Here is a 20,612-nt window from a genome sequence, read left to right as displayed (position 1 = left end):
CATGAAGAAAAAGCATCATCATAAGAAGAAGCCTTCACTGACAAAAAAATGGTCCGCCAAACTGCATTTGTGGTTTGGTTTATCCGTTGGTCTTATTGTGTTTATTGTGTCTTTAACGGGCACAATGTATGTTTTTATGGATGAAATACAGGGCGTTCTCCGAAAAGAGGCGATCTGGGTAAAACCTGAAACCATCACACAACAGCCATTAGCCATTGAAGTTTTAAAGGAAAAAATTTCTCTGGAAGTCAATGAAAAATTTCCTATTAGCACGGTAGAAATTCCTTTGGATAAAAACAAATCTTATGAATTTGTGTATCTCGCAAGAGACAAAAAAGGCTGGAATTACTTTCAGGAAATTAAGATTTACAAAGCAGTCTACGTTAATCAGTACACTGGGGAAATTTTAGGTATTTACAACGAAAAATACGACCTCTTCCCTATCTTGAAATCCATTCACTGGAGTTTGTTGTTAAAAGCAGACTGGGGAAAATATGTGGTCGGAATTCCGGTGGTTCTTTTTATTATTTTGCTGATTACAGGAATTGTTCTTTGGTGGCCCATCAATAAAAAAGTAAGAAAAAGCCGTCTTACCTTCGACTGGAAAAATGTAAAAACCTGGAAACGTAAAAACTACGATCTTCATAATATTCTCGGGTTTTATGCTTCATTTGTTGCTTTAATTATGAGCCTTTCCGGAATTTATTTCGCTTATCCCTGGGTAAAAAATGCTTTTAACGTTACTTTATCAGGTTCTCTGGAACTTCCAAAAGATAAGGAAATTAAATCTCCCGATTCTTTATTGGTGAAAAATGCTTCGGTTTATGATTGGGTAGCTTTAGAAACAAAAAAACAATATCCCGAATCATCAAGCTTCAGAATTCCGCTTAACGGAAAAAATAAAAAAGGGAAAGAATTAAAAAATATTCCTGTTATCGTTTACGAAAAAGAAGGAAGACACAGCCACAGAAGTCAGGTTTCCTTCGATAAATATTCAGGGAAACTATTATCAAATAAAGCTCATAAAAACTTAAATAACGCCGAAAAATACGCACTTGCCAACTATGACATTCACACAGGATCTTATTTTGGCTTATTCGGTAAAATTGTCTGGTTTTTAGCAGGATTAATCTGCACATCACTCCCTGTAACCGGATTTCTAGTCTGGTGGGGAAAACAAAAAAAAGGAAAGAAAAAAATATAATGAAAAAGGCACTTTTATCAGTCGCTTGTCTGGGTACAGTTACTGTTTTTGCTCAGGTTAAAGATACTTTACAGACCAAAAATGTTGAAGAAGTAATCCTTACCGCTTCCCGAAAAAAGGAAAACATCAAGGAAATTCCAAGTTCTGTCACCATCGTTAATGAAAAGCAGATTCAGTCACAGTTAACGGTTAATTCAGACATCACAAGTATTCTTCAATATACGGTTCCCAGTTTGGCAACGAGCTCAGGGCAAACATCCAACACCGGGCAAACATTGAGAGGCCGACAGGTTTTAGTCCTTATCGATGGGATTCCACAATCTACGCCACTTAGAAATGGCGCCCGAGATTTAAGAGTAATAGATCCTTCCGCGATTGAAAGAGTTGAGGTCATCAAAGGAGCTTCTTCTATTTATGGAAACGGAGCCGACGGAGGAATTATCAATTATATTACAAGAAGAAACAAATCTGATAAAAAGATCTCCGGAATCACACAGGTTGGCATCACGGGACAGCCTTATGGCGGAACGTTGGGCGTAAGAGCCAGTCAGCTTTTGTCGGGAAGTTTTGCTAAAAAATTCGACTATGTAGCTGCATTCGCTTATGAAAGAACCGGCTATATGAAAGATGCCAATGGTGATAATCTAAGCCCGACTTACAGCACCGCAAAAATGGATAACTATAACGGAATGTTAAAGTTAGGCTATAATATTAATGATAATCAGAGAATTGAGGCGTCTTACATTGGGTATGCTTCAAAATCTGACCTGAATTTAGGATTAGTAACGGGTAAATACGGTGTTACCCCAACAATTGGTGAAGGTATAGGAAAAGGATTGGAAACAACGCCGCAGGGAACTCCGAGAAATCACAATTATAAATTAAGCTATGACAATAAAAATCTTTGGAGCGGAACAGCTTTAAACATCAATCTTTATTACCAAGATTTCAGAACGGTATATGGCTACAGCAATACGTTCCTGAATGGCGGCCAGTCTAATATCGTTTCAAAGAAAGGAGGAGCAAGGATTAATTTAGACACTCAGTTGTGGAGTGCTTCTAATTCTCAGGCGGAAGTTATTTACGGTTTAGATGTTCTGAATGACAAAACGGCTCAAAAGCTGGAAGACGGACGTTTCTGGACTCCCGAAATGAGCATGACCAACATCGCTCCTTTTGCTTTGGTGAAAATAGATCTGTTTAAAAAATTAACCATCAAAGGAGGTTTCCGTTATGAAAACATGAAGGTGAATGTAAGTGATTTCAACACGCTTCCAAGAATTAAAAATGACGGAACTTTCCCCGAAAGTATTTTTGTAAAAGGAGGAGACCTGAATTTCAACAGTTTGGTCGGCAATGTCGGAATCCGATATAATATAGAGCCGCTTATTAATATCTTCGGAAGTTTCTCCCAGTCATTCTCGATCAATGAGCTGGGAAGGACGCTAAGAGATGCTACAGAAAGCACCATAGACAAAATAGAGACAAAACCTATTATCGTCAACAATTATGAATTGGGAGTAACCGGACAAATTACCAAATGGCTAAACTATGAAGTGACTTCTTATGTGAGCACTTCAAAACTGGGTTACTCTTATGTACAGGGAGTCAACAATGCATTTACCGTTCAGCGTGCTCCGGAAATTATTTATGGTGTAGAAGGATTTTTACATTTTACCCCTACAAAATGGATCAATTTCGGAGGAAGCTACAGCTGGATGGAAGGCGTTACCTCTCCTAAAGATGACGGCGATTATTCAGCAAAAATCAATAACAGCAGAATTTCGGCTCCTAAAGTATTAGCGTATGTTCAGGTAAGACCTACGCAGAACTTATCTGTTGGGTTAGATATGCTTCATTCTTTCGCTCAAAACAGATTTGAGCCCAATGCCAAAGGGCTCTATGTATACGGCGAAGGAAGAGTTCCTGAATACACGGTTTTTAATCTGAAATCAAGCTACGATGTTAATCAAAACTGGAAAGTTTCTTTAGGTATCGAAAATGTATTCAACAAAAATTATCAACCTGCCATTTCGTGGTGGGGAGCCAGAGATACCGACTTCATCAATGCTTTGGGAATGAGAGGAACATTGATGGTGGAATATAAATTTTAAGAGCATTTTTTGTAGCTGATTGATTACCTCGAAAAGCAATATTCATTTTTATATGAAGCTTTTTCCCGCTTTCGCTACTCGCTTTTTCCAGGCCTCTGCCCAGCGGCTCAGCCATTTGGCAAAAGCCTGGAAAAGAGCTCAAACATGCCGCTCAATCGGGGCTAGGGGCAATTGTCTTTTCATTTAAGTCATTAAAAAAAGACGAAGAGACCCTTGGCAATGAAAATTCCCCTCTAACAATTTATAAACATTCTAAATAAAATTAAAAAACTATCTTTGCGCAACTTAAGGAAACAATGAAGAAACAGCATCATCATAAAAAGAAGCCCAGCGTATTCAAAAAATGGACAGGAAAACTGCATTTGTGGTTAGGCCTGGGTGTAGGATTTCTAATTTTCATCATCTCGATCACCGGAGCATTGTACGTTTTTAAAGACGAAATTGAAAACGTTACCCGAAAAGATGTCATTTACCATAACGAAGCTAATATCGATCAGAAGCAGGTTCTTCCGATTCGTATATTGGAAAAGGCGGTAGATGAGCAGGTGAAGGAAAAATATCCTATTCATTGGGTAAACATTCCGATTGATAAAAAGATGTCTTATCTTTTTTATTGGTACGAACACGATCCCAGCGGCTGGAATTACTTTACCGAGTTTCCTATTTATAAAGCAGCCTATGTAAACCCTTACAACGGAAAAGTACTAAGAACCTACGACGAAAAGAACGGTTTCTTTCAGATCGTAAAAATGATCCACTGGAGTTATTTGCTGAGACAATCGTGGGGAACTTATCTTACCGGAATTCCTGTACTTATCTTCGTGATTATGCTTATCTCAGGAATCATCCTTTGGTGGCCTAAAAATAAAGCAGCAAGAAAACAGCGTTTCTCATTCAAATGGCAAAATGTAAAAAGCTGGAAAAGAAAAAACTACGACCTTCATAATGTCTTAGGCTTCTACTCTTCCATTTTCGCTTTGGTTTTCGCAATTACAGGTCTGTTTTATGCATTTTTCGTGGTTCAGGCAGCGATTTATTTTGTGTTTTCAGGTGGAGAAACAGCATATCCTGATTTTTCAGCCATCAAAACTAAAGCACCGATCGAATTAAGAACCGAGGGTACTTTAGATAAAATCAGCAATACCGTAAAAGCAAAATATCCGGATTCTTACGGTTTCTCAATAGATTTAGGTCATGAGCATATGGACGATCATGAGCACCCGAACTTTGAAGTATATGTAAAACATTTGTCTTACTCTTATCATAAAAGCAGCAGTTTGATCTTTGATGAAAATTCCGGTGAATTGCTTCATACACACGACATGAAAGACAAAAATTTTGGTGAAAAAACAGTAGGGGCAAATTATGATATCCATGTCGGTTCTATTTTAGGGCTGCCTACTAAGATCATTGCCTTCATTGTAAGTTTGATATGTGCCTCATTACCAGTAACCGGATTCCTCATCTGGTGGGGTAGAAGAAAAAAGAAAACTCCAAAAACAGCATAAAATATTTTTTTAAATAAATGTTTAAGAATAAGCTATTAATACAATCTTTTTTATAATTTTATCCCTTTAGAATTTAACAATAGACAATGTCATTAATAGATTTATCAAAACATGTAGCCCTTGGAATTGATATCGGCGGGACGAATACAAAATTTGGGGTAGTAAACCATAGAGGTGAAGTTCTTGAAAAGGGCAATCTGCGTACAGATGCTTATGATAAGGTAGAAGATTTTATCGATGCCCTGTATGAAGCCGTACATCCCCTGATTGAAAAATTTGGTACTGAAGATAATTTTGACGGAATAGGCGTTGGGGCTCCCAACGGAAACTATTACACAGGAACTATTGAGCAGGCTCCCAATTTACCTTGGAAAGGTGTTATTCCTTTCGGTGAATTGATGAAAAATAAATTCCACATGCCATGTACCATTACCAATGATGCGAATGCAGCGGCAATTGGTGAAATGCTTTTCGGAGCAGCAAGAGGCATGAAAGATTTTATCATGATCACTTTGGGAACAGGCGTAGGAAGCGGAATTGTATCTGGTGGAAAATTGATCTACGGACACGACGGTTTTGCCGGAGAATTGGGTCATACCATTGTAAAGCCAGGCGGAAGAAAACACTGGAGCACAGGTTCTGAAGGTTGTCTTGAAGCATATGCATCAGCAACGGGAATTGCGATCACAGCAAAGAAAATGAGAGCCGAATTTCCGGAATCTATGCTAAGCCAATATCCTGAAGAAGCCATCAACTCTAAAACAGTTCACGAATGTGCTTTAAAAGGAGATCCTATTGCGATTGAGGTATTCAGATATACAGGTCAGAAATTAGGTGAAGCATTGGCAAATTTCGTAATGTTCTCTTCACCGGAGGCGATTCTTTTGTTTGGAGGAGTTATTAAGGCGGGAGACTTTATTTTAAAACCTGCAAAACTTCACATGGAAAGAAACCTTCTTCCGATTTTCAGAAATAAAGTAAAATTGGTTTTCAGTGAGCTGGACGAAGCAGATGCTGCCATTTTAGGCGCAAGTGCTTTGGTTTGGGAAAAATAATCGAAAGCTATTTTAAATAATATCAAGCATCCTTTTTAGGGTGCTTTTTTTGATTTAATAATAATGCTTCGACAAGCTCAGCATGACAGCGCTAATACTAACGGTTTGATTTTAACGGTTAATTTTTAGCGGTGCCAACCTCATCGTGAAGCAGTCGAAGGATCTCTATCCATTTCTGTTTAAAATAAATTTGTCTCATCTATCATTATCATTTACGTTTAAAGGATTAAACTGTGCTCGAATGAAAAACTTTTTCATACTTTTGATCGTCTTTTTTCGGTTATCGTCAGTTCGAGTCTTTCTCGAAGCAGAGCGGAGAGAAATGTATCGAGAAGCAGTGAATAAATGACTGTTTATCAATCGAAAAATTCTCGATACGATGTTCTTCAAAAATCTACTCAAAGTGACGAAGACTAAATTCAGAAATCGGAAAAAGAACAATATTGACAAAAAATAATCAACCTTACAATGGATAAAAATAACTTAGAGCAAATTACTTTCGGTGGCGGATGTTTCTGGTGTGTGGAAAGCTGCTTTAATATGCTGAAAGGGGTAGAATCTGCAATCTCAGGATATTCCGGCGGTCATAAAGACAACCCGACCTATCAGGAAGTTTGCACAGGAGAAACAGGGCACGCAGAAGTGGTTCAGATCACTTATGATCCTACAATTATCTCTTATGAGCAATTAATGGATGTTTTCTTCTTCCTTCACGATCCTACTCAATTAAACAGACAGGGAAATGATATCGGAACGCAATACCGTTCTGTGATTTATTATAAAGATGATGCTGAAAAAGCAAAAGCAGAACAAGCCATCAAAACATCTCAGGAGTCAGGAAGATGGGCAGGAACGTATGTGACAGAATTAACGAAATTTGAGAAATTCTGGGCTGCTGAACAATATCACCAGGGATATTATAATGAAAACCCGACTCAGCCGTATTGCAGCGCTGTAGTAGGACCGAAAATCCAGAAGTTTAAAAAACATTTCGGAGAATTGGGAATGTTGAATGATTTGTAGTCATTTAGGTTTTGGCTAAAGTCCATTTCTATTGATATCAGTAAAAAATAAAAGCGAAGAGAAATGAATCTCTTCGCTTTTTTTTGGACAAAAAATTAATTTGATATGAAGATATTAATATCCCGGATTTTGTGTGAAATCTTTTGAAGCATCCAACGTAGCCTGAGGAATCGGGAAGATTCTTCTGTAAGGCTGAGAAGCAGGTTTTGCCGTCCCTGCAAGATCAAATTTTCCGAATCTGATCATCGCCTTTCTTCTGTACATTTCCCAATACAACTCATATCCCGATTCTTTAAACAAAGTATTTGCATCCAAAGAGGCAATCGAAGTTCCCGGAGCATTTCCATACAACGCTTCACGAGTTCTGCTTGTTCTCAGCTTATTAACATCCGCCAGAGCTGCCGCTACATTTCCGTTTCTGAAATACGCTTCCGCTCTCATGATATAAATGGTTCCCAAACGGTATAATGGTACGTCGTAACCGCTTGTTCCGTTGTTTCCGTAACCCGGATCGAACTCAAATTTGAAGTTTCTCACTCCTCTGTTGATCTGAGACTGCGTGAAAACGGCTTCCGAAGGATTATCAAAATTCAGTTCCGGAGTAAAATCTGCCGCCAGCGTCGTATTTTTTTCTGTGAATAATTTAAATACCTTAATTCTTCCGTCTGATGTCATTTCAAAATTACCATCAACGATCTTTGGTCCGTATTGCTGCCCCACCTGCAATCCTCTGTTGAAATGGAACCAAGGTTTTCCTGTTCCTTCCACTTTACTGGTTGCCGGTACGCTTACATCCGATCCGTCATTTTTGAACCAAGTTCCGTCTTCATACTGATACGTTCTGTGGAAACGCGGATCGTTGAAATTTCCATTCCATGAATAATAGAATTCAGGGGTCACACAGTTGGCATTCGTTCCTCTGTTATCAGGAGAAGGTTTCTGAATTCTCTCCATCGACATATACGCTAAATCATTATCAGAACCTTTATCTGTATTATTCAACTTCTTCTGAACCACTGTAAAGATCATCTCTTTACTTGTATCATTATTGATATCAAAATTGTGGAAATAATTAGATTCTAAACTGAAATTCGCATTATTGATTAGTAAATTAGAATACTCAATCACCTTATCCATATCCGTTCCGCTTCCATTCACGGCTTGCTCCAAAAAGTTGAAATTACTTGATGTTTTATCCTTTAATACCGCTCTGTTCAGATACATATCTGCCAATAAAGCGTAAGCTGCTTGCTTGGTAAATCTTCCCGCGTGGGTATTCTGTGTTTTAATATCTGCTAATGCCGGAATAAGGCCTTCAACTTCAGTAATTAAAGCATCGATAGAAGTTGCTGCTTTTTTTATCTCAATCGGAGCACTTAGGTTTCCCGGATCTCTGTAAGGCGCCTGCCCGAAAAGATCGAGTGTTGTATAAGTATAGTAAGCCAATAATCCTTTTGCTTCTGCCAAAAACATCGCTTTATTCATATCATTGCTCTTTTCGATACTTGAAATGGCCGTTAAAGACCTTGTAATTCCGAAATTAAGGTTATTCCATGTTGTTTTTACCACATCATTGCCGGCATCCCAGGTAAATTCATGCATGGCTCTCCATTTTCCGCCATCTCCCCAGTCACTTCCTCTCGTTGGCAGCAAAGCCTCATCTGTAGAATATTCCTGTAGTGCAAATACGTTTCCGTGGTCTACGAAAGTTCCTTCACCCAGCTGGCTGTATGCTGCAGCTAAAGAGGCTAGAGGATCTGCATTTTCACTTGACGGTACTTCATCGATCAATTTCTCATCCAGATTGGTACATCCCATTAAAGCCAATGCAGCAACGGATAAAACTATTTTATTAATATTTAAAAGTGTAGATTTCATTATTTCTTTAGCTTAAATTAAAATTTAACAGTTGCGCCCAGGATAAAGGTTTTAGCAGATGGATACGTTGTATAATCTATTCCCAAAGACTGGTTTCCTCCGGATGCCTTGCTGGTATCCACCAACGGATCATAGCCAGTATAGTTGGTGATGGTAAATAAATTCTGAGCACTTATATACAGATTGATACTTCTCAGAAATTTTAACTGATTCATATCGAAAGTATAGCCTAATCTCACATTATTCAGACGGATAAAATCTGATTTTTCAAGATACAAAGAAGACAATTGCGGCTGATTGGTAAAACTTGCGCCTGAATCGTAGAAGTTTTTCAATACGTTTCTGTCCGAAGCCAGGTTGTTGATATTTAAATTTAATGCCGTATTGTTTACCAGATATCCACCTGTCTGTCCGATGAATGAGAATGAAAAATCAAACTTTTTATACTTCATATAAGAATTGATCCCGAAAGTGAAATTAGGAATTGCTCCTTCGAAGATTTTTCTGTCACTTTGGTCAATTCTTCCGTCTCCGTTTACATCTTCATAAATATATTTTCCGTTGGCATCAATTCCCTGATAATTCAGCATATAGAAAGATCCTGCTTCATATCCATTTTTATAGATGTTGGCCGTAACTCCCGAAAATCCAGGCCCGGAAACCTCTCCAGAATAAACCGCAGAAACCGGAAGATTCTGTATTTTATTGTTTACCGTTGCTCCGTTCACATCAAAATTCCATGTGAAGTTTTCGTTTTTAATAATTTCTGAACCTACAGAGAATTCAAAACCTTTATTCACAATCTCTCCTTCTACATTTTTCCAGACACTATTCGTAGGACTCAACGGTCCAGGAGGGATATTCAAAATAGGATTTTTCGTTGTCTTGCGGTAATATTCTAATGATCCGTACAATTTATTTTTCCATAAACTGAAATCTACTCCTATATTGGATTGCTCTACGGTTTCCCATTTCAAATCAGGATTGGCAGTTCTGTTAATCAAAATTCCATTGACCAAATCCAAGTTGTCATATAAATAATAACCTGTAGACGGCGCCAGTGAATAACTCGCCTTTGTAATTTTGTTTGGTACCTCCTGATTACCGGTTTGCCCCCAGCTTCCTCTCAATTTTAATTCATTGACAAACTGAGAATCTTGCAGAAAGTTTTCGTTAGAAATCGTCCAGCCCACAGCCACAGAAGGGAAATATCCGTATTTATTGTTATCTCCGAAACGTGTAGAACCATCAGCTCTTAATGAAGCGGTTAACAAATATTTCTTATCAAAGTTATAATTTACCCTTCCGAAGTACGATTGCAGCTCATTTTCCTGTGCATAACCTGCTCCCGGAACAAATGCTGTTCCTGAATATCCAGGGTTAATATCCGGTGAAATGCCCGCTCCTTTATCGGCAATATCCTTTACGCCGAAATACGTTCCAGTCGATTTAAATTTCTGATAAGAGAAACCTCCCAATAAACTGAAATTATGTTTATTTAAGCTTAAATCATATGTTAAATAATGTTCCAAAAGCACATTGTAAGAATCCAGATTAGCCTGAACATATACTCCTTTCGGTGTTCTGTCGGTAAGGTTAGGATACATGGTCGTATTTCTTTCCGATACCGTTTTATCAATCCCTAAATTGAATTTATAATTTAACCCCGGTAAGATTCTCAACGTCGCTTCTGTGTTCCCCAATATCCTTGTGGTATTGGTTTTGTCTTCATACTTGCTCAACAGATACAAAGGATTGTAGTGAGCATTCATGTTGAAGTTGGTATAATTTCCGTTTTGATCGTACACCGAACGTGTAGGATTCGCCATTAAAGCGTGGATAATCACCTGCCCGTCTGATCCTGCATTGGCACCGTTTGGAATTCCGGTTTCCCTGATATCACTTGCGGTAAGGTTTAATTTAATTTTTAATCTTTTATTATCGAAGAAAGATTCCTCAGCATTTAAACGGGCTGTTGTTCTTTTAAAGCCACTGTTTAAAACGATACCATCCTGATCCATGTGAGAAAGGGATGCAAAATAATTTCCCGATTCCGTAGATTTTGAGAAGGAAACCGAATGATTCTGAGAAACTGCATTTCTGTAAATCTCATCCTGCCAGTCTGTACTTCCTCCGTGGTCGTATAATTTATCAATTCCTGCCCCTCTGTATTCGTCAGCGGTCATCAGGTCTAATTTTTTAATCACCGAAGAAAAACCTAAATACGTATCATACGTAAACAAAGGATCTCCCTTCTTACCTCTTTTCGTGGTTACCAAAACTACCCCGTTAGAACCTCTTGCTCCATAAATAGCAGCGGCAGAAGCATCTTTTAACACCGTGATCGATTCAATATCACTCGTATTCAAAAAGTTTAACGGGTTTTTTGCCTGAGCATTTCCTAAACCGACATTCGGACCGGAAGCACTTACAGCATCATTACTCAACGGAACTCCGTCTACAACGAACAAAGGCGTACTTCCATTTCTGATGGAACCGATTCCTCTGATCGAAACATTCACTCCGGCTCCGGGCTCTCCACTGGTCTGAACAATACGAACCCCCGCAATTTTACCCTGCATCAGATTATCAACAGAAATATTCATTCCCTCTTTGAAATTTTCAGCTTTCAATTGGCTCACGGCACCCGTTAAGTCAGATTTTTTCTGAGATCCGTAACCTACCAAAGTGACCTCTTCAATAGAAGTGGCTTCTTTTTTAGATTGTAGTTTCACGAAAACTGAAGTTCCGGTAATTTTCACCATCTGTACGGCATATCCGTCATAAGAAATGGATAAAGTTTGCCCGATAGCTGCAGAAATGGTAAAGTTTCCGGATGCATCGGTAGTTGCTGTGTCTCCGGTTTCCACAACGGTGATTTTGGCACCTTCAATGGTTGAACCGTCCTGATCCGTTACATTCCCGGAAATGGTTTCGTTCACCTGTGAAAAGACAGGATAGTTTGAAGTAAGCCCTTCAGCATTAGCTTGGTTGGCCACCAAAAAAAGTAATGCAATAGGAATTAGCTTTTTAAACTTAAAAAAATTAATTTTGTGGTACATATCAATAAGTAAAGTAATTGCACGACGTTACATTGCTTATTCAAAAGCCGCTGTTGTTCCCGCAACAGTGGTTTTGTTTTCAGTCAATCGCTAGTTTTTATTTTTCGGCATACAAAGTAAAAGCATCTACCACGAATTCATTTTAACATAATATTATCTTAAAATCAATAAAACATCAATAGTTATAAATGAGAAAATAGAATAATATTAATTATCAACTACTTATAAACGGACAATTTTCATCATTTACAAAAGCTTAAAAAACACTTAACATAATATATAAACAGCGGCCAGCGAAGAGTCGCTAATTTCGCATGTACAAAATTCGACGACATGAAAAAGGCAGTTTTCTTTGGCTTATATTTATCTACATTCCATTTATTTTGGTCACAATCTCAAAACCTTAATGATTTAAAAATCAACGAAATTCAGGTAATTGGTTCACACAATTCTTATAAAAAGGCAATTCTTCCAGAAGTTTACAGTTATTTGGAAAAGAAAGATACTTTACATCTTTTACCAAGGATTCAGTATGAACACATCCCTATTCCCCAACAATTGGATCTTGGGCTGAGAAATCTGGAAATTGACGTATATGCCGACAGCAAAGGGGGAAAATATGCCCATCCGAAAATTTTGGACCTGGTAAAAACGACGGAACCTTTTGACCCGACTGGTAAAATGAAAAAACCGGGTTATAAAATGATTCATATTACCGATATTGACTATCAAACATGGTATTATACGCTGGAAGATTGTTTAAAAGATTTAAAAAAATGGTCTGATGCACATCCTGATCACGATCCTGTGTTTATCACACTTGAACCAAAGGACGGAAAAGCCAATCAATACGGAACAGAACCCGAACATTATACTTCAAAACTTTTCGACGATTTGGATAATGAGTTGAAAAAATTCTTAGGAAAAGATAAAATCATCACACCCGATGATATTCGCGGTTCTTATAAAACATTGAACGAAGCTGTCTTGAATAAAAACTGGCCAAAGGTAAAAGACTCGAAAGGCAAATTTCTTTTTGTTCTTGATAATAACAGTGAGAACAGAGATCTGTATGCTAAAGGGCATCCTTCATTAAAAGGAAGAATGATCTTTACCAATTCCACACCCGGAACTCCGGAATCTGCGGTCTTATTTATGAATGAACCGAAAGATAACTCTAAAATTAAAGAACTGGTAAAACAGGGCTACATCATCCGAACCAGAGCCGATGCCGATACTATGGAAGCAAGAAATGAAGATTATTCGAGGTTTGAAAAAGCAAAAGAAAGCGGCGCGCAAATAATTACTACAGATTACTATTATCCCAGCAAATTATTCAAATCGAATTACAAGGTAAGTTTTGATAATAATACGTATGAGAGAAAGAACCCTGTCAATGGAAAATAAACACTTTTATAATTAGATTTTGAAAGGAAAGGCCGTTGCATTTGTGATGGTCTTTCTGTTTTTATCTAAACACTAATCTCAAAAATATTTTTCACAAATGACACCATTATTCTCTCGCTGATTTTGCAGATAACGCAGATTTTTAAATAGGATCTTTTAGCCAGTGTGCTTAAAGAAATTATTCGTGGATTAGTGGCAAATATCAAAAGTTTTTACTGTGAAAACCTGTATAATCAGTAAGAACCATAAGAATTAAAAACGAACGTTTTGTTCACTTTTGCAATCCTTAATCGTAAAGCTATTCAATTACTTTTGAATCTTTTGCGGTAAAATAAAATCTGGGCATTCGTAACAAGCAAAGAACTATAATCTTTTGACTTCTTTGCTCTTCAAATCTATTTCAAAATGATCGGCCGGATCTCCGTTTGATAATAAGGATAAAATTTTAAATAAAGATTTCAATTGAAGCACGAAAGCATCTTGAGATTGATTTTCAATAAACAATTTTTCCAATACCTGATATTGCTCTAATCGCTCTGCAGGAATATCTTTCTTTGCCAATTCGTCTGCCGATTGAAATTTGTAAACATCCAATAATAAATCATCAAAAGTCCATTTTTTAAAAGATTCTAAAGCAATACCTTTTTCCTTTAATTGACTTTTATTTTGAACTAACAGCAGCAAATCTTCACCATTTAACGTACTTCCTTTCTGAATAAAATCTTTTGGCCAGTCGCTCGGAATCATTCGCAAACGAACCAGCTCTTTCAAATGGAAAAGCATAAAATCATGATAGGATTTTGTTTTCAGAATATCTTTATTCCAAAGCATTTTAGGCTGATCTTTCTGCAAAGCTTCGTACTCTTTTTCATATAAAGGAAATAATTCATCAAAATTCGGAACCTCATCTAAAATTTTTGTTTCCACTTCTACTTTATCCGAGGATTGAATTGTGAGAATTTTATACCCCGGTAAATAAGCCGCCAGCGAAGGAACCTGAACATTTACCAACATATTATCTCCTATTTTACGAATCCCCGTGTCATTAATATGCATATGCCCCGCAAAGTGAATCTGCAAACCTGCATCTGCAAAAACTTTTGCGACTTCTTCCTGGGGAACACGCTCTAGTTGCCACTTTTTCTCTCCAAGCAGATTTTTAATATCAGTCGTTGCACCATCATTAAAATCAATCATTGGATAGTGGGTAAACGCAATCAGAACTTTATTATTTTTTTTCGCATCATCTGCAATCTTCTTTACCCATTGGATGAGGTGTTTTTTATTGGTAAGTACATTATTATAGCCAATACTCGCTCCTTTATAATTGGAAGTATTTTGAGGATTTTCATTAAAATTTTTCGGAATATATGTATTTCCGTCGATGGCAATCATCCAGACTCCTTTTACAGGTTCCACCACATAACTTAATTCCGGAACAGAAAAACCTTTCGCCACTTCATACATTCTTTTGGAGTAATCTGCTGACTGCAACGCTTTTTTATAGGAATAATTTTTAAAAACTTCTGAACCAAAAGGCGTACTCCAGAATAAATCTTCTTTTTTTGGATAGAAACCAAAGTCTTTCAGTTCATTTAAAATTTCTAAATATCCTGATTCCGCAATGTCTTTCGTAATGATTTTATTATCTGTTTTTCCAAGGTTTTCTTTGCTGTAAATCCCTAAAGGATTGCCATCTTTTCCCAAAAAGTCATCTTTCCCGCCTTCGTTTCGATAAGGACCGACCGGATCGTGATTTCCTGTCGTTAAATAAAAATTCATCCCATATTTCTGATGATATTGATTTAAAATAAGATGAAGTCCGCGGAGATTATACGCCTGTCCGTCATCCGAAAAATCACCAGGCATGGCTACAATTTTGATCCCTTTAGCGGCAATATCATCCAAAGCTTTCAGAAAAGCAAAATAGTTTTCATTGAAAATTCGCGTGGAATGCAACTGAGAATCCATTGTTCGTAAAATGGTTGGCTTTCCGTTTTTAGGATTTGTAATTCCTTTAAAATCATTATCCGAAAAACTTCCGTATAAATCCTGAAAATGCACATCAGAAAGAAAAGCAATTTGTACAGGTTTTTGTGCCGAAAATAATATTGCCGCAAAAAACAGCAATGAGAATATCCCTTTATTCATTGTAAAATAAAACGAAATTAGGCGTTTCTGAAATGAAGTGTTTTACGCCAGTTTTAATTAATTATGAAAAATTATTCTACTTCCTCTATCACAACATTTTGTTTACCTGCATATTTATCAATCATAAAAGGGGTAGCCCTTCTTAATTCCCTGCCGTTATTGGGATCAATCCCGTCATTGGTAAAAAATTCAACTTCACCGTTATATTTTGAATACCAAACCTTTCCCGCGGCATTCTCCACCGTTAAGGTATCTTTTCGTTCGATCCTTTTAAAATATTCCATCATTTCATAATCAAAGGGAATTTTCTGACCATAAATCGGGTTTTTATCGTCACAATCAACAGGTTTATATTCACTTTGATCCCAATACATACAATGCGGACCCGAATTTAAAATCCCTGCAAATCCAGCCCCTTTGGGTTTCTTGGAAAACATCACGCTTCCACTGGCCAAACATAGTAAAAATGCAATTTCTACAATGCCCATACCATTTTTCTTCATGAAATCCGGCATTTTGAAATGCTGTTCATTGGTAATATTGATGATGATATTCGAAAGTTTTTCAGCCAGAGATTCTTCATCTTGGTCAACGCTTATTTTCACCGTTGTTTTATTGGCTTCTTCATCTTTCTTTATAAACGTTCTGGAAAAATCTGTGAAATCATCATAATCTAAATACTCACTTAGTTTATTTAAAACTAACGTTTCAATACCCGTCTCTTCTTTTGTTTCTGTAACAAATGAATCATAGTATCTAGAGAGAGTCTTTGTAGATATATGAAAACTCAGTTTTTTTTCAAGTTCATCAGAAAGATCTCCCGCCCAGCCATACTTAGTATCCTTATCGGAACTCCTTTTAATTTCTTTAAATACTTCACGAATTAGTAGTTTTCTTTTGGACATAATTAATTTTTAAAGGGCATTACAAAATAATAAATTCTTGACCGTGTCGCATTACGGTTTTCCGTAACACAATTCCTGTCCATTTGATGTCCATCGATGTCCATGTTTTGTCTAACCCTTGCCTGCCTTTATGCTCCATCTTTGCCATAACAAAATCAGTGATAAACAAAACATTATAAAAACAAATTTACAAAACTGATTTTAAAAACACCCGATAAAACGGAGGTAAAACTCCGGGTTGGGAAGCAGATGTTTCTCCTCCGTTTTTGAAGGTTCACTTCCCAAAAAATTTTAGAAGCGCTTCGAAATTTTAAACGTGTACAGCTTGCGATTAATAGATCGTGAGAGGAAGAAAAACAATTTCAACTTCAAATTTTAAAGGAAATGATCCAATTTATATTAATGCTATTAGGTTTAGCATTCGGAAATAATAACGCCAATACAGCAACATGTCACCAGAACCCAGTAACCGTGCAGAGCGGACCGAGTAATCCGGGAGGCGGTGTAGATCCGGGGGGAAGCGAAGGAGACACAGGTGGAGATACAGGACCAGTTCGACCACCCAAAAATTAATATATTTAACCACTCTTTTTTAGAGTGGTTTTTTTAATTTAGTAAAATGAGAAATTTTCTATTATTTTTTTTACTTTTTGTTATAATTTCTTGCGAACAAAAAGAACTTATATCCAATAATCTATCAGAAGGAAATAAATATTATGAAGAAGGTGAAGAATTAATTCAAAAAGATAATATTCAAGCGTACTCGAAGTTTCAACAAGCCATTAGCTATTACAATAAACAAAAAGACTCTTCAAAAGTTGCCAAAAGTTTAATTTATCAATCTATTGCTCAAAATTACACAGGAGATATTCTCGGAGCGGAATCCTCTTTGGTAGAAGCGTTAACCTATATGAAAGAAGGGGATAAAAGTTACTATTCAGTTTTTGGAAGTTTAGGAAATATAAAATATGATCAAAAAGAATATATTGAAGCAGAAAATTGGTTTAAAAAGGCGCTTTCTGAAAACTTTGAGTCGTACGAAGAAAGAGCGAATCTCATCAATAATAAATCAGCAGCCGAATATAGACAAGGTAAATTTGTCGAAGCCAAAAACACTCTCAAAGCAATAGATATGGCAAAAATATCTGATCTATATCTCATCAATAGAATCAAAGAAAATGCTATATATATTAATTGGCTCGAAAATAAAAGCCATCCTGCCGAAGAAGAGTTTGAGAAGTTATTAATTAATAAAATAAAAGAAGATGATCTTTGGGGAGCCAATTCCAGCTATTCTCATTTAGCAGAAATCAATCAATTGAAGAATAAAGAAAAATCTCTTTATTATGCAAAAAGAATGCTTCAAAATGCGATTATAATTAAAAGTCCGGAAGACCGCCTGGAAGCTTTGGAACGAATACTTTTTGTGGATAATCCAATTCATTCTACTAAGAATTTTATGGATTATAAAATTCTTGCAGATAGTATCCAAAGGAGCAGAAATGATGACCGAAAGAGCTTTGCTTATATAAAATATGACAGTGAGAAAAAAGAAGTTGATAACCAAAGGTTAAGAAATGATAAAATAGAGGATCAAAATAGTATCCTGAGATTATACATAGGAACTGCTATCTTAATTGTCATCATTATTATTATTACCGTTTGGTATAGAAGAAGGCAACTAAAATTAAAGCAGGAAAAAGAACTCGAAGTCAAAAACACCCAGCTGAAAATGTCTAAAAAAGTTCACGACGTAGTTGCCAACGGCATTTATCAGGTAATGACAAAAATTGAAAATCAGGAACATTTTGATAAAGATAAAGCGCTGGATGAGCTGGAATACGTTTATGAAAAATCCAGGGATATTTCTTACGAAAAGAATGAAATTAAAGATACCCAGCCTTTTGATGAAAAAATTTCCGTGCTTATTGCTTCTTTCAAAAATGATACAGTGAAAACCTATATTGCCGGAAACGGAAAAGCTATTTGGGAAAATTTACCCGCTTCTTCAAAAGATGAGGTATATCAAATCATTCGGGAATTACTCGTGAATATGAAAAAACACAGCCAGGCAACCACAGTTGCTTTTAAATTTGAAAAGCTGAATGATTCCATCACCATTCAATATACTGATAACGGGATTGGTATTTCCGGAGATTTTATCCGCAAAAATGGACTGACAAATACGGGAACCCGTATTGAAGCTATCCAGGGAAAAATTATTTTTGAAACCAATATCGAAAAAGGATTGAAGATTTATATTTCTCTCCCTACATCTTAAAAAAAGACCAAAAATGTTCAAAAAAATTTTAATCGCCGAAGACCACGAAAGCATCAGTATTTCAGTACAGAAAACATTAGAGGAGCTGAATATTCCTACCGTGGATCATGTATATTATTGTGACGATGCCTTAGCAAAGATTCAGAAATCGATTCGTGAAAATGAGTCTTATGATTTGCTGATCACCGATCTATATTATGAGGAAGATCATCATCCGCAAAACATCAAAGACGGAAAAGAATTGGTGGAAGAGGTTCGAAAACTTCAACCGGAATTAAAAGTAATCGTTTTTTCTGCGGAATATAAATCCGGCGTTATCTATTCTTTGTTTAATGAAACTAAAATCAACGGCTATGTAAGAAAAGCCCGAAATGATTCTAAAGATTTGAAAAAAGCAATCGCATCCGTTTATGAAGATGAAACCTACCTTTCTCTTGATCTTAAACAGGATGTCAAAAAACTCAACAGCTACGAGTTTACAGAGTATGATATTATTTTAGTTTCTCTCCTTTCGCAGGGTGTTTTGCTTAAAAATATTCCCGTTTACCTTAAAGCGAATAACATTAGACCTAACAGTTTAAGCAGCGTTGAAAAAAGATTAAACAGTTTAAAAGAAGATCTGGAAGTTACCAGCAATGAGCAATTGATTGCTTTTTGTAAAGATTTGGGGATTATTTAAATTCTTAAAGTCTGCATAAATTTATTGGAAAAACACAAAGGCGCAAAGTTTAATAAAAGTTTTCTGTTTTTAAGACACAAGGAGAAAATCTTTGATTTTCTTTTATAATGTAGATTATCAATTTTATCGTAGATAAAATCCTTGCGCCTTAAAGCGTACTACTGTATAAATAACTTTGTCTCTTTGCGAAAACCAACCTGAAGTTTATTTTGATTAATTTTTAAACAAGTTTTTTTTACATAGCCTTTCAATATTTTTGAAAGGTTTTTTGTTTTTACGGTTTCACGTAAGGAATACTTTTTTTATCGTTCTATTTTTGACGTGTTAAAATAATACGTATGGCTGTTTTTGCAATTCCAAATCCGAAGAAAAACCTCAGTGTCGACTTTCCTATTGAAAGAGTAAAAGACAGTGTTAAAAATATTTCGCTTGTAAATCCGAAATATAAATTTAATTCATCTAATGAAATTTTTAATCAATACACTTATGAATCTTACGAATTTTTAAGCTTAGGAGTTTTTATTGACATCAATTTAAATTCTTTATCTGAAAATAAAACTGAAATTACTATTGAGATCAGACGAAAAATAGGAACTTTTAATGAGTCTCATGAGGTAACAAATGCAAATGATCACATTGTAAAAATTGTTAATCATATTGCTCAACTAGTTTCAATGTCGGCTGAAGATATTCTCAAATTAAAACTTCAACAAACAGAAAATGTAAAAACACTCCAAAGCAATACTCCTTCTAATAGTATCAAATCTCATAAAGATAAAAATACAGCCGCAATTTTAGCTTTTTTAATCGGTGGTTTAGGAATTCACAGATTCTACTTAGGACAGCCCATATTAGGAATTTTATATTTACTATTCTCATGGACCTTCATTCCTTTATGTATTGCCATAATAGATTTTTTTGCCTTTTTATTCATGTCTAATCCTAAGTTCAATTTAAAATATAATCGATAAAAACTAATAACCATGAAAAAACTACTATTTACAAGCCTTTTAGGTCTAGGATTATTATTACCAACTACTTTTTCGGCGGCTGAAAAAAGTACAACTTCGGTAGCAGAGTATGCCAACAAAAACCCTAAGAAAAAAACGAAGAAATCTAAGAAAAGTCAATCATCAAAATCATATTCTAAAAGCAGCAGCAAAGGATGCACCTACAATGGACACCAATTATATGTTGGGAAAAGAGGCGGCTGTTATTATTACACAGGAAGCAGCAAACAGTATGTTGACAGGGCTTACTGTTCAGGCTGCAATTAATCATTATTAAAACTAAAAACCATAAAAAAACACTTCATATACATTACCAAAAAAACGCGAAGATTTCT

15 protein-coding genes are annotated in these 20,612 nt (G+C 36.1%); 11 read left to right on the top strand and 4 right to left on the bottom strand.

The genetic code is table 11. The features are described from left to right. Nucleotide 1 precedes the first annotated feature (1 nt). The 5 genes from VUJ46_RS15495 (at nt 2) to msrA (ending at nt 6,904) form a co-directional block, all read left to right on the top strand. Nucleotides 2-1,204 carry a PepSY-associated TM helix domain-containing protein gene (locus tag VUJ46_RS15495; RefSeq protein WP_326981635.1) on the top strand — a complete coding sequence of 401 codons (1,203 nt, stop codon included), beginning with the start codon at nt 2-4 and terminating at the stop codon, nt 1,202-1,204. Continuing rightward, entirely contained in the window at nt 1,204-3,318 is a 2,115-nt protein-coding gene (locus tag VUJ46_RS15490; protein ID WP_326981634.1) for a TonB-dependent receptor, read from the top strand. Before VUJ46_RS15495 ends, VUJ46_RS15490 begins: the two co-directional genes overlap by 1 nt. 296 nt (nt 3,319-3,614) lie before the next feature. Next, a complete protein-coding gene (locus VUJ46_RS15485) occupies nt 3,615-4,826 on the top strand; it encodes a PepSY-associated TM helix domain-containing protein (RefSeq protein WP_326981633.1) in 1,212 nt (403 codons plus the stop codon). A gap of 86 nt (nt 4,827-4,912) precedes the next feature. Continuing rightward, the gene (locus VUJ46_RS15480; protein ID WP_326981632.1) at nt 4,913-5,881 is read left to right on the top strand and encodes an ROK family protein; all 969 of its coding nucleotides are present in this window, start codon (nt 4,913-4,915) and stop codon (nt 5,879-5,881) included. A 468-nt stretch (nt 5,882-6,349) separates the two neighbouring features. Further along, complete coding sequence (msrA, locus tag VUJ46_RS15475) at nt 6,350-6,904, top strand: peptide-methionine (S)-S-oxide reductase MsrA (protein WP_326981631.1); 555 nt, start codon at nt 6,350-6,352, stop codon at nt 6,902-6,904. Nucleotides 6,905-7,018: 114 nt separating this feature from the next. Here msrA and VUJ46_RS15470 read toward each other — a convergent pair whose 3' ends face one another. Further along, the gene (locus VUJ46_RS15470; RefSeq protein WP_326981630.1) at nt 7,019-8,782 is read right to left on the bottom strand and encodes a RagB/SusD family nutrient uptake outer membrane protein; all 1,764 of its coding nucleotides are present in this window, start codon (nt 8,780-8,782) and stop codon (nt 7,019-7,021) included. A gap of 17 nt (nt 8,783-8,799) precedes the next feature. Continuing rightward, the gene (locus tag VUJ46_RS15465; RefSeq protein ID WP_326981629.1) at nt 8,800-11,844 is read right to left on the bottom strand and encodes a SusC/RagA family TonB-linked outer membrane protein; all 3,045 of its coding nucleotides are present in this window, start codon (nt 11,842-11,844) and stop codon (nt 8,800-8,802) included. Between the two features lie 333 nt (nt 11,845-12,177). Here VUJ46_RS15465 and VUJ46_RS15460 point away from each other — a divergent pair, with 333 nt between their 5' ends. Then, nucleotides 12,178-13,251, top strand: coding sequence for a phosphatidylinositol-specific phospholipase C1-like protein (locus VUJ46_RS15460; protein WP_326981628.1), 1,074 nt, complete (start codon nt 12,178-12,180; stop codon nt 13,249-13,251). 363 nt (nt 13,252-13,614) lie between these two features. On the opposite strand, the gene VUJ46_RS15455 is transcribed toward VUJ46_RS15460, so the two are convergent. Beyond that, nucleotides 13,615-15,402: a metallophosphoesterase family protein gene (locus VUJ46_RS15455; protein WP_326981627.1), complete on the bottom strand. Its 1,788-nt coding sequence runs from the start codon at nt 15,400-15,402 to the stop codon at nt 13,615-13,617. A 71-nt stretch (nt 15,403-15,473) separates the two neighbouring features. After that, nucleotides 15,474-16,307, bottom strand: a complete 834-nt coding sequence (locus VUJ46_RS15450; RefSeq protein ID WP_326981626.1) for a hypothetical protein — start codon at nt 16,305-16,307, stop codon at nt 15,474-15,476. A 384-nt stretch (nt 16,308-16,691) separates the two neighbouring features. Here VUJ46_RS15450 and VUJ46_RS15445 point away from each other — a divergent pair, with 384 nt between their 5' ends. The 5 genes from VUJ46_RS15445 to VUJ46_RS15425 all read left to right on the top strand — a co-directional run bounded on the left by VUJ46_RS15445 (nt 16,692) and on the right by VUJ46_RS15425 (nt 20,544). After that, a complete protein-coding gene (locus VUJ46_RS15445) occupies nt 16,692-16,880 on the top strand; it encodes a hypothetical protein (protein ID WP_326981625.1) in 189 nt (62 codons plus the stop codon). A gap of 46 nt (nt 16,881-16,926) precedes the next feature. After that, on the top strand, nt 16,927-18,588 hold the full coding sequence (locus VUJ46_RS15440) for a tetratricopeptide repeat-containing sensor histidine kinase (RefSeq protein WP_326981624.1): 1,662 nt from the start codon (nt 16,927-16,929) through the stop codon (nt 18,586-18,588). 13 nt (nt 18,589-18,601) lie between these two features. Continuing rightward, the gene (locus tag VUJ46_RS15435) at nt 18,602-19,267 is read left to right on the top strand and encodes a response regulator (protein ID WP_326981623.1); all 666 of its coding nucleotides are present in this window, start codon (nt 18,602-18,604) and stop codon (nt 19,265-19,267) included. Nucleotides 19,268-19,605: 338 nt separating this feature from the next. Then, nucleotides 19,606-20,238, top strand: a complete 633-nt coding sequence (locus VUJ46_RS15430) for a TM2 domain-containing protein (protein WP_326981622.1) — start codon at nt 19,606-19,608, stop codon at nt 20,236-20,238. A 12-nt stretch (nt 20,239-20,250) separates the two neighbouring features. After that, on the top strand, nt 20,251-20,544 hold the full coding sequence (locus tag VUJ46_RS15425) for a hypothetical protein (RefSeq protein ID WP_326981621.1): 294 nt from the start codon (nt 20,251-20,253) through the stop codon (nt 20,542-20,544). Nucleotides 20,545-20,612 lie beyond the last annotated feature (68 nt).

Source organism: Chryseobacterium sp. MYb264 (assembly GCF_035974275.1).
Classification (GTDB): domain Bacteria; phylum Bacteroidota; class Bacteroidia; order Flavobacteriales; family Weeksellaceae; genus Chryseobacterium.
The sequence above is the reverse complement of the archived record's forward strand: the minus strand, read 5'-3'. Positions and strand labels throughout refer to the sequence as shown.

Coding starts and splice junctions, on each gene's coding strand:
- VUJ46_RS15495 (WP_326981635.1), top strand. CDS start 2: ATGAAGAAAAAGCATCATCATAAGAAGAAGCCTTCACTGACAAAAAAA.
- VUJ46_RS15490 (WP_326981634.1), top strand. CDS start 1,204: ATGAAAAAGGCACTTTTATCAGTCGCTTGTCTGGGTACAGTTACTGTT.
- VUJ46_RS15485 (WP_326981633.1), top strand. CDS start 3,615: ATGAAGAAACAGCATCATCATAAAAAGAAGCCCAGCGTATTCAAAAAA.
- VUJ46_RS15480 (WP_326981632.1), top strand. CDS start 4,913: ATGTCATTAATAGATTTATCAAAACATGTAGCCCTTGGAATTGATATC.
- msrA (WP_326981631.1), top strand. CDS start 6,350: ATGGATAAAAATAACTTAGAGCAAATTACTTTCGGTGGCGGATGTTTC.
- VUJ46_RS15470 (WP_326981630.1), bottom strand. CDS start 8,782: ATGAAATCTACACTTTTAAATATTAATAAAATAGTTTTATCCGTTGCT.
- VUJ46_RS15465 (WP_326981629.1), bottom strand. CDS start 11,844: ATGTACCACAAAATTAATTTTTTTAAGTTTAAAAAGCTAATTCCTATT.
- VUJ46_RS15460 (WP_326981628.1), top strand. CDS start 12,178: ATGAAAAAGGCAGTTTTCTTTGGCTTATATTTATCTACATTCCATTTA.
- VUJ46_RS15455 (WP_326981627.1), bottom strand. CDS start 15,402: ATGAATAAAGGGATATTCTCATTGCTGTTTTTTGCGGCAATATTATTT.
- VUJ46_RS15450 (WP_326981626.1), bottom strand. CDS start 16,307: ATGTCCAAAAGAAAACTACTAATTCGTGAAGTATTTAAAGAAATTAAA.
- VUJ46_RS15445 (WP_326981625.1), top strand. CDS start 16,692: ATGATCCAATTTATATTAATGCTATTAGGTTTAGCATTCGGAAATAAT.
- VUJ46_RS15440 (WP_326981624.1), top strand. CDS start 16,927: ATGAGAAATTTTCTATTATTTTTTTTACTTTTTGTTATAATTTCTTGC.
- VUJ46_RS15435 (WP_326981623.1), top strand. CDS start 18,602: ATGTTCAAAAAAATTTTAATCGCCGAAGACCACGAAAGCATCAGTATT.
- VUJ46_RS15430 (WP_326981622.1), top strand. CDS start 19,606: ATGGCTGTTTTTGCAATTCCAAATCCGAAGAAAAACCTCAGTGTCGAC.
- VUJ46_RS15425 (WP_326981621.1), top strand. CDS start 20,251: ATGAAAAAACTACTATTTACAAGCCTTTTAGGTCTAGGATTATTATTA.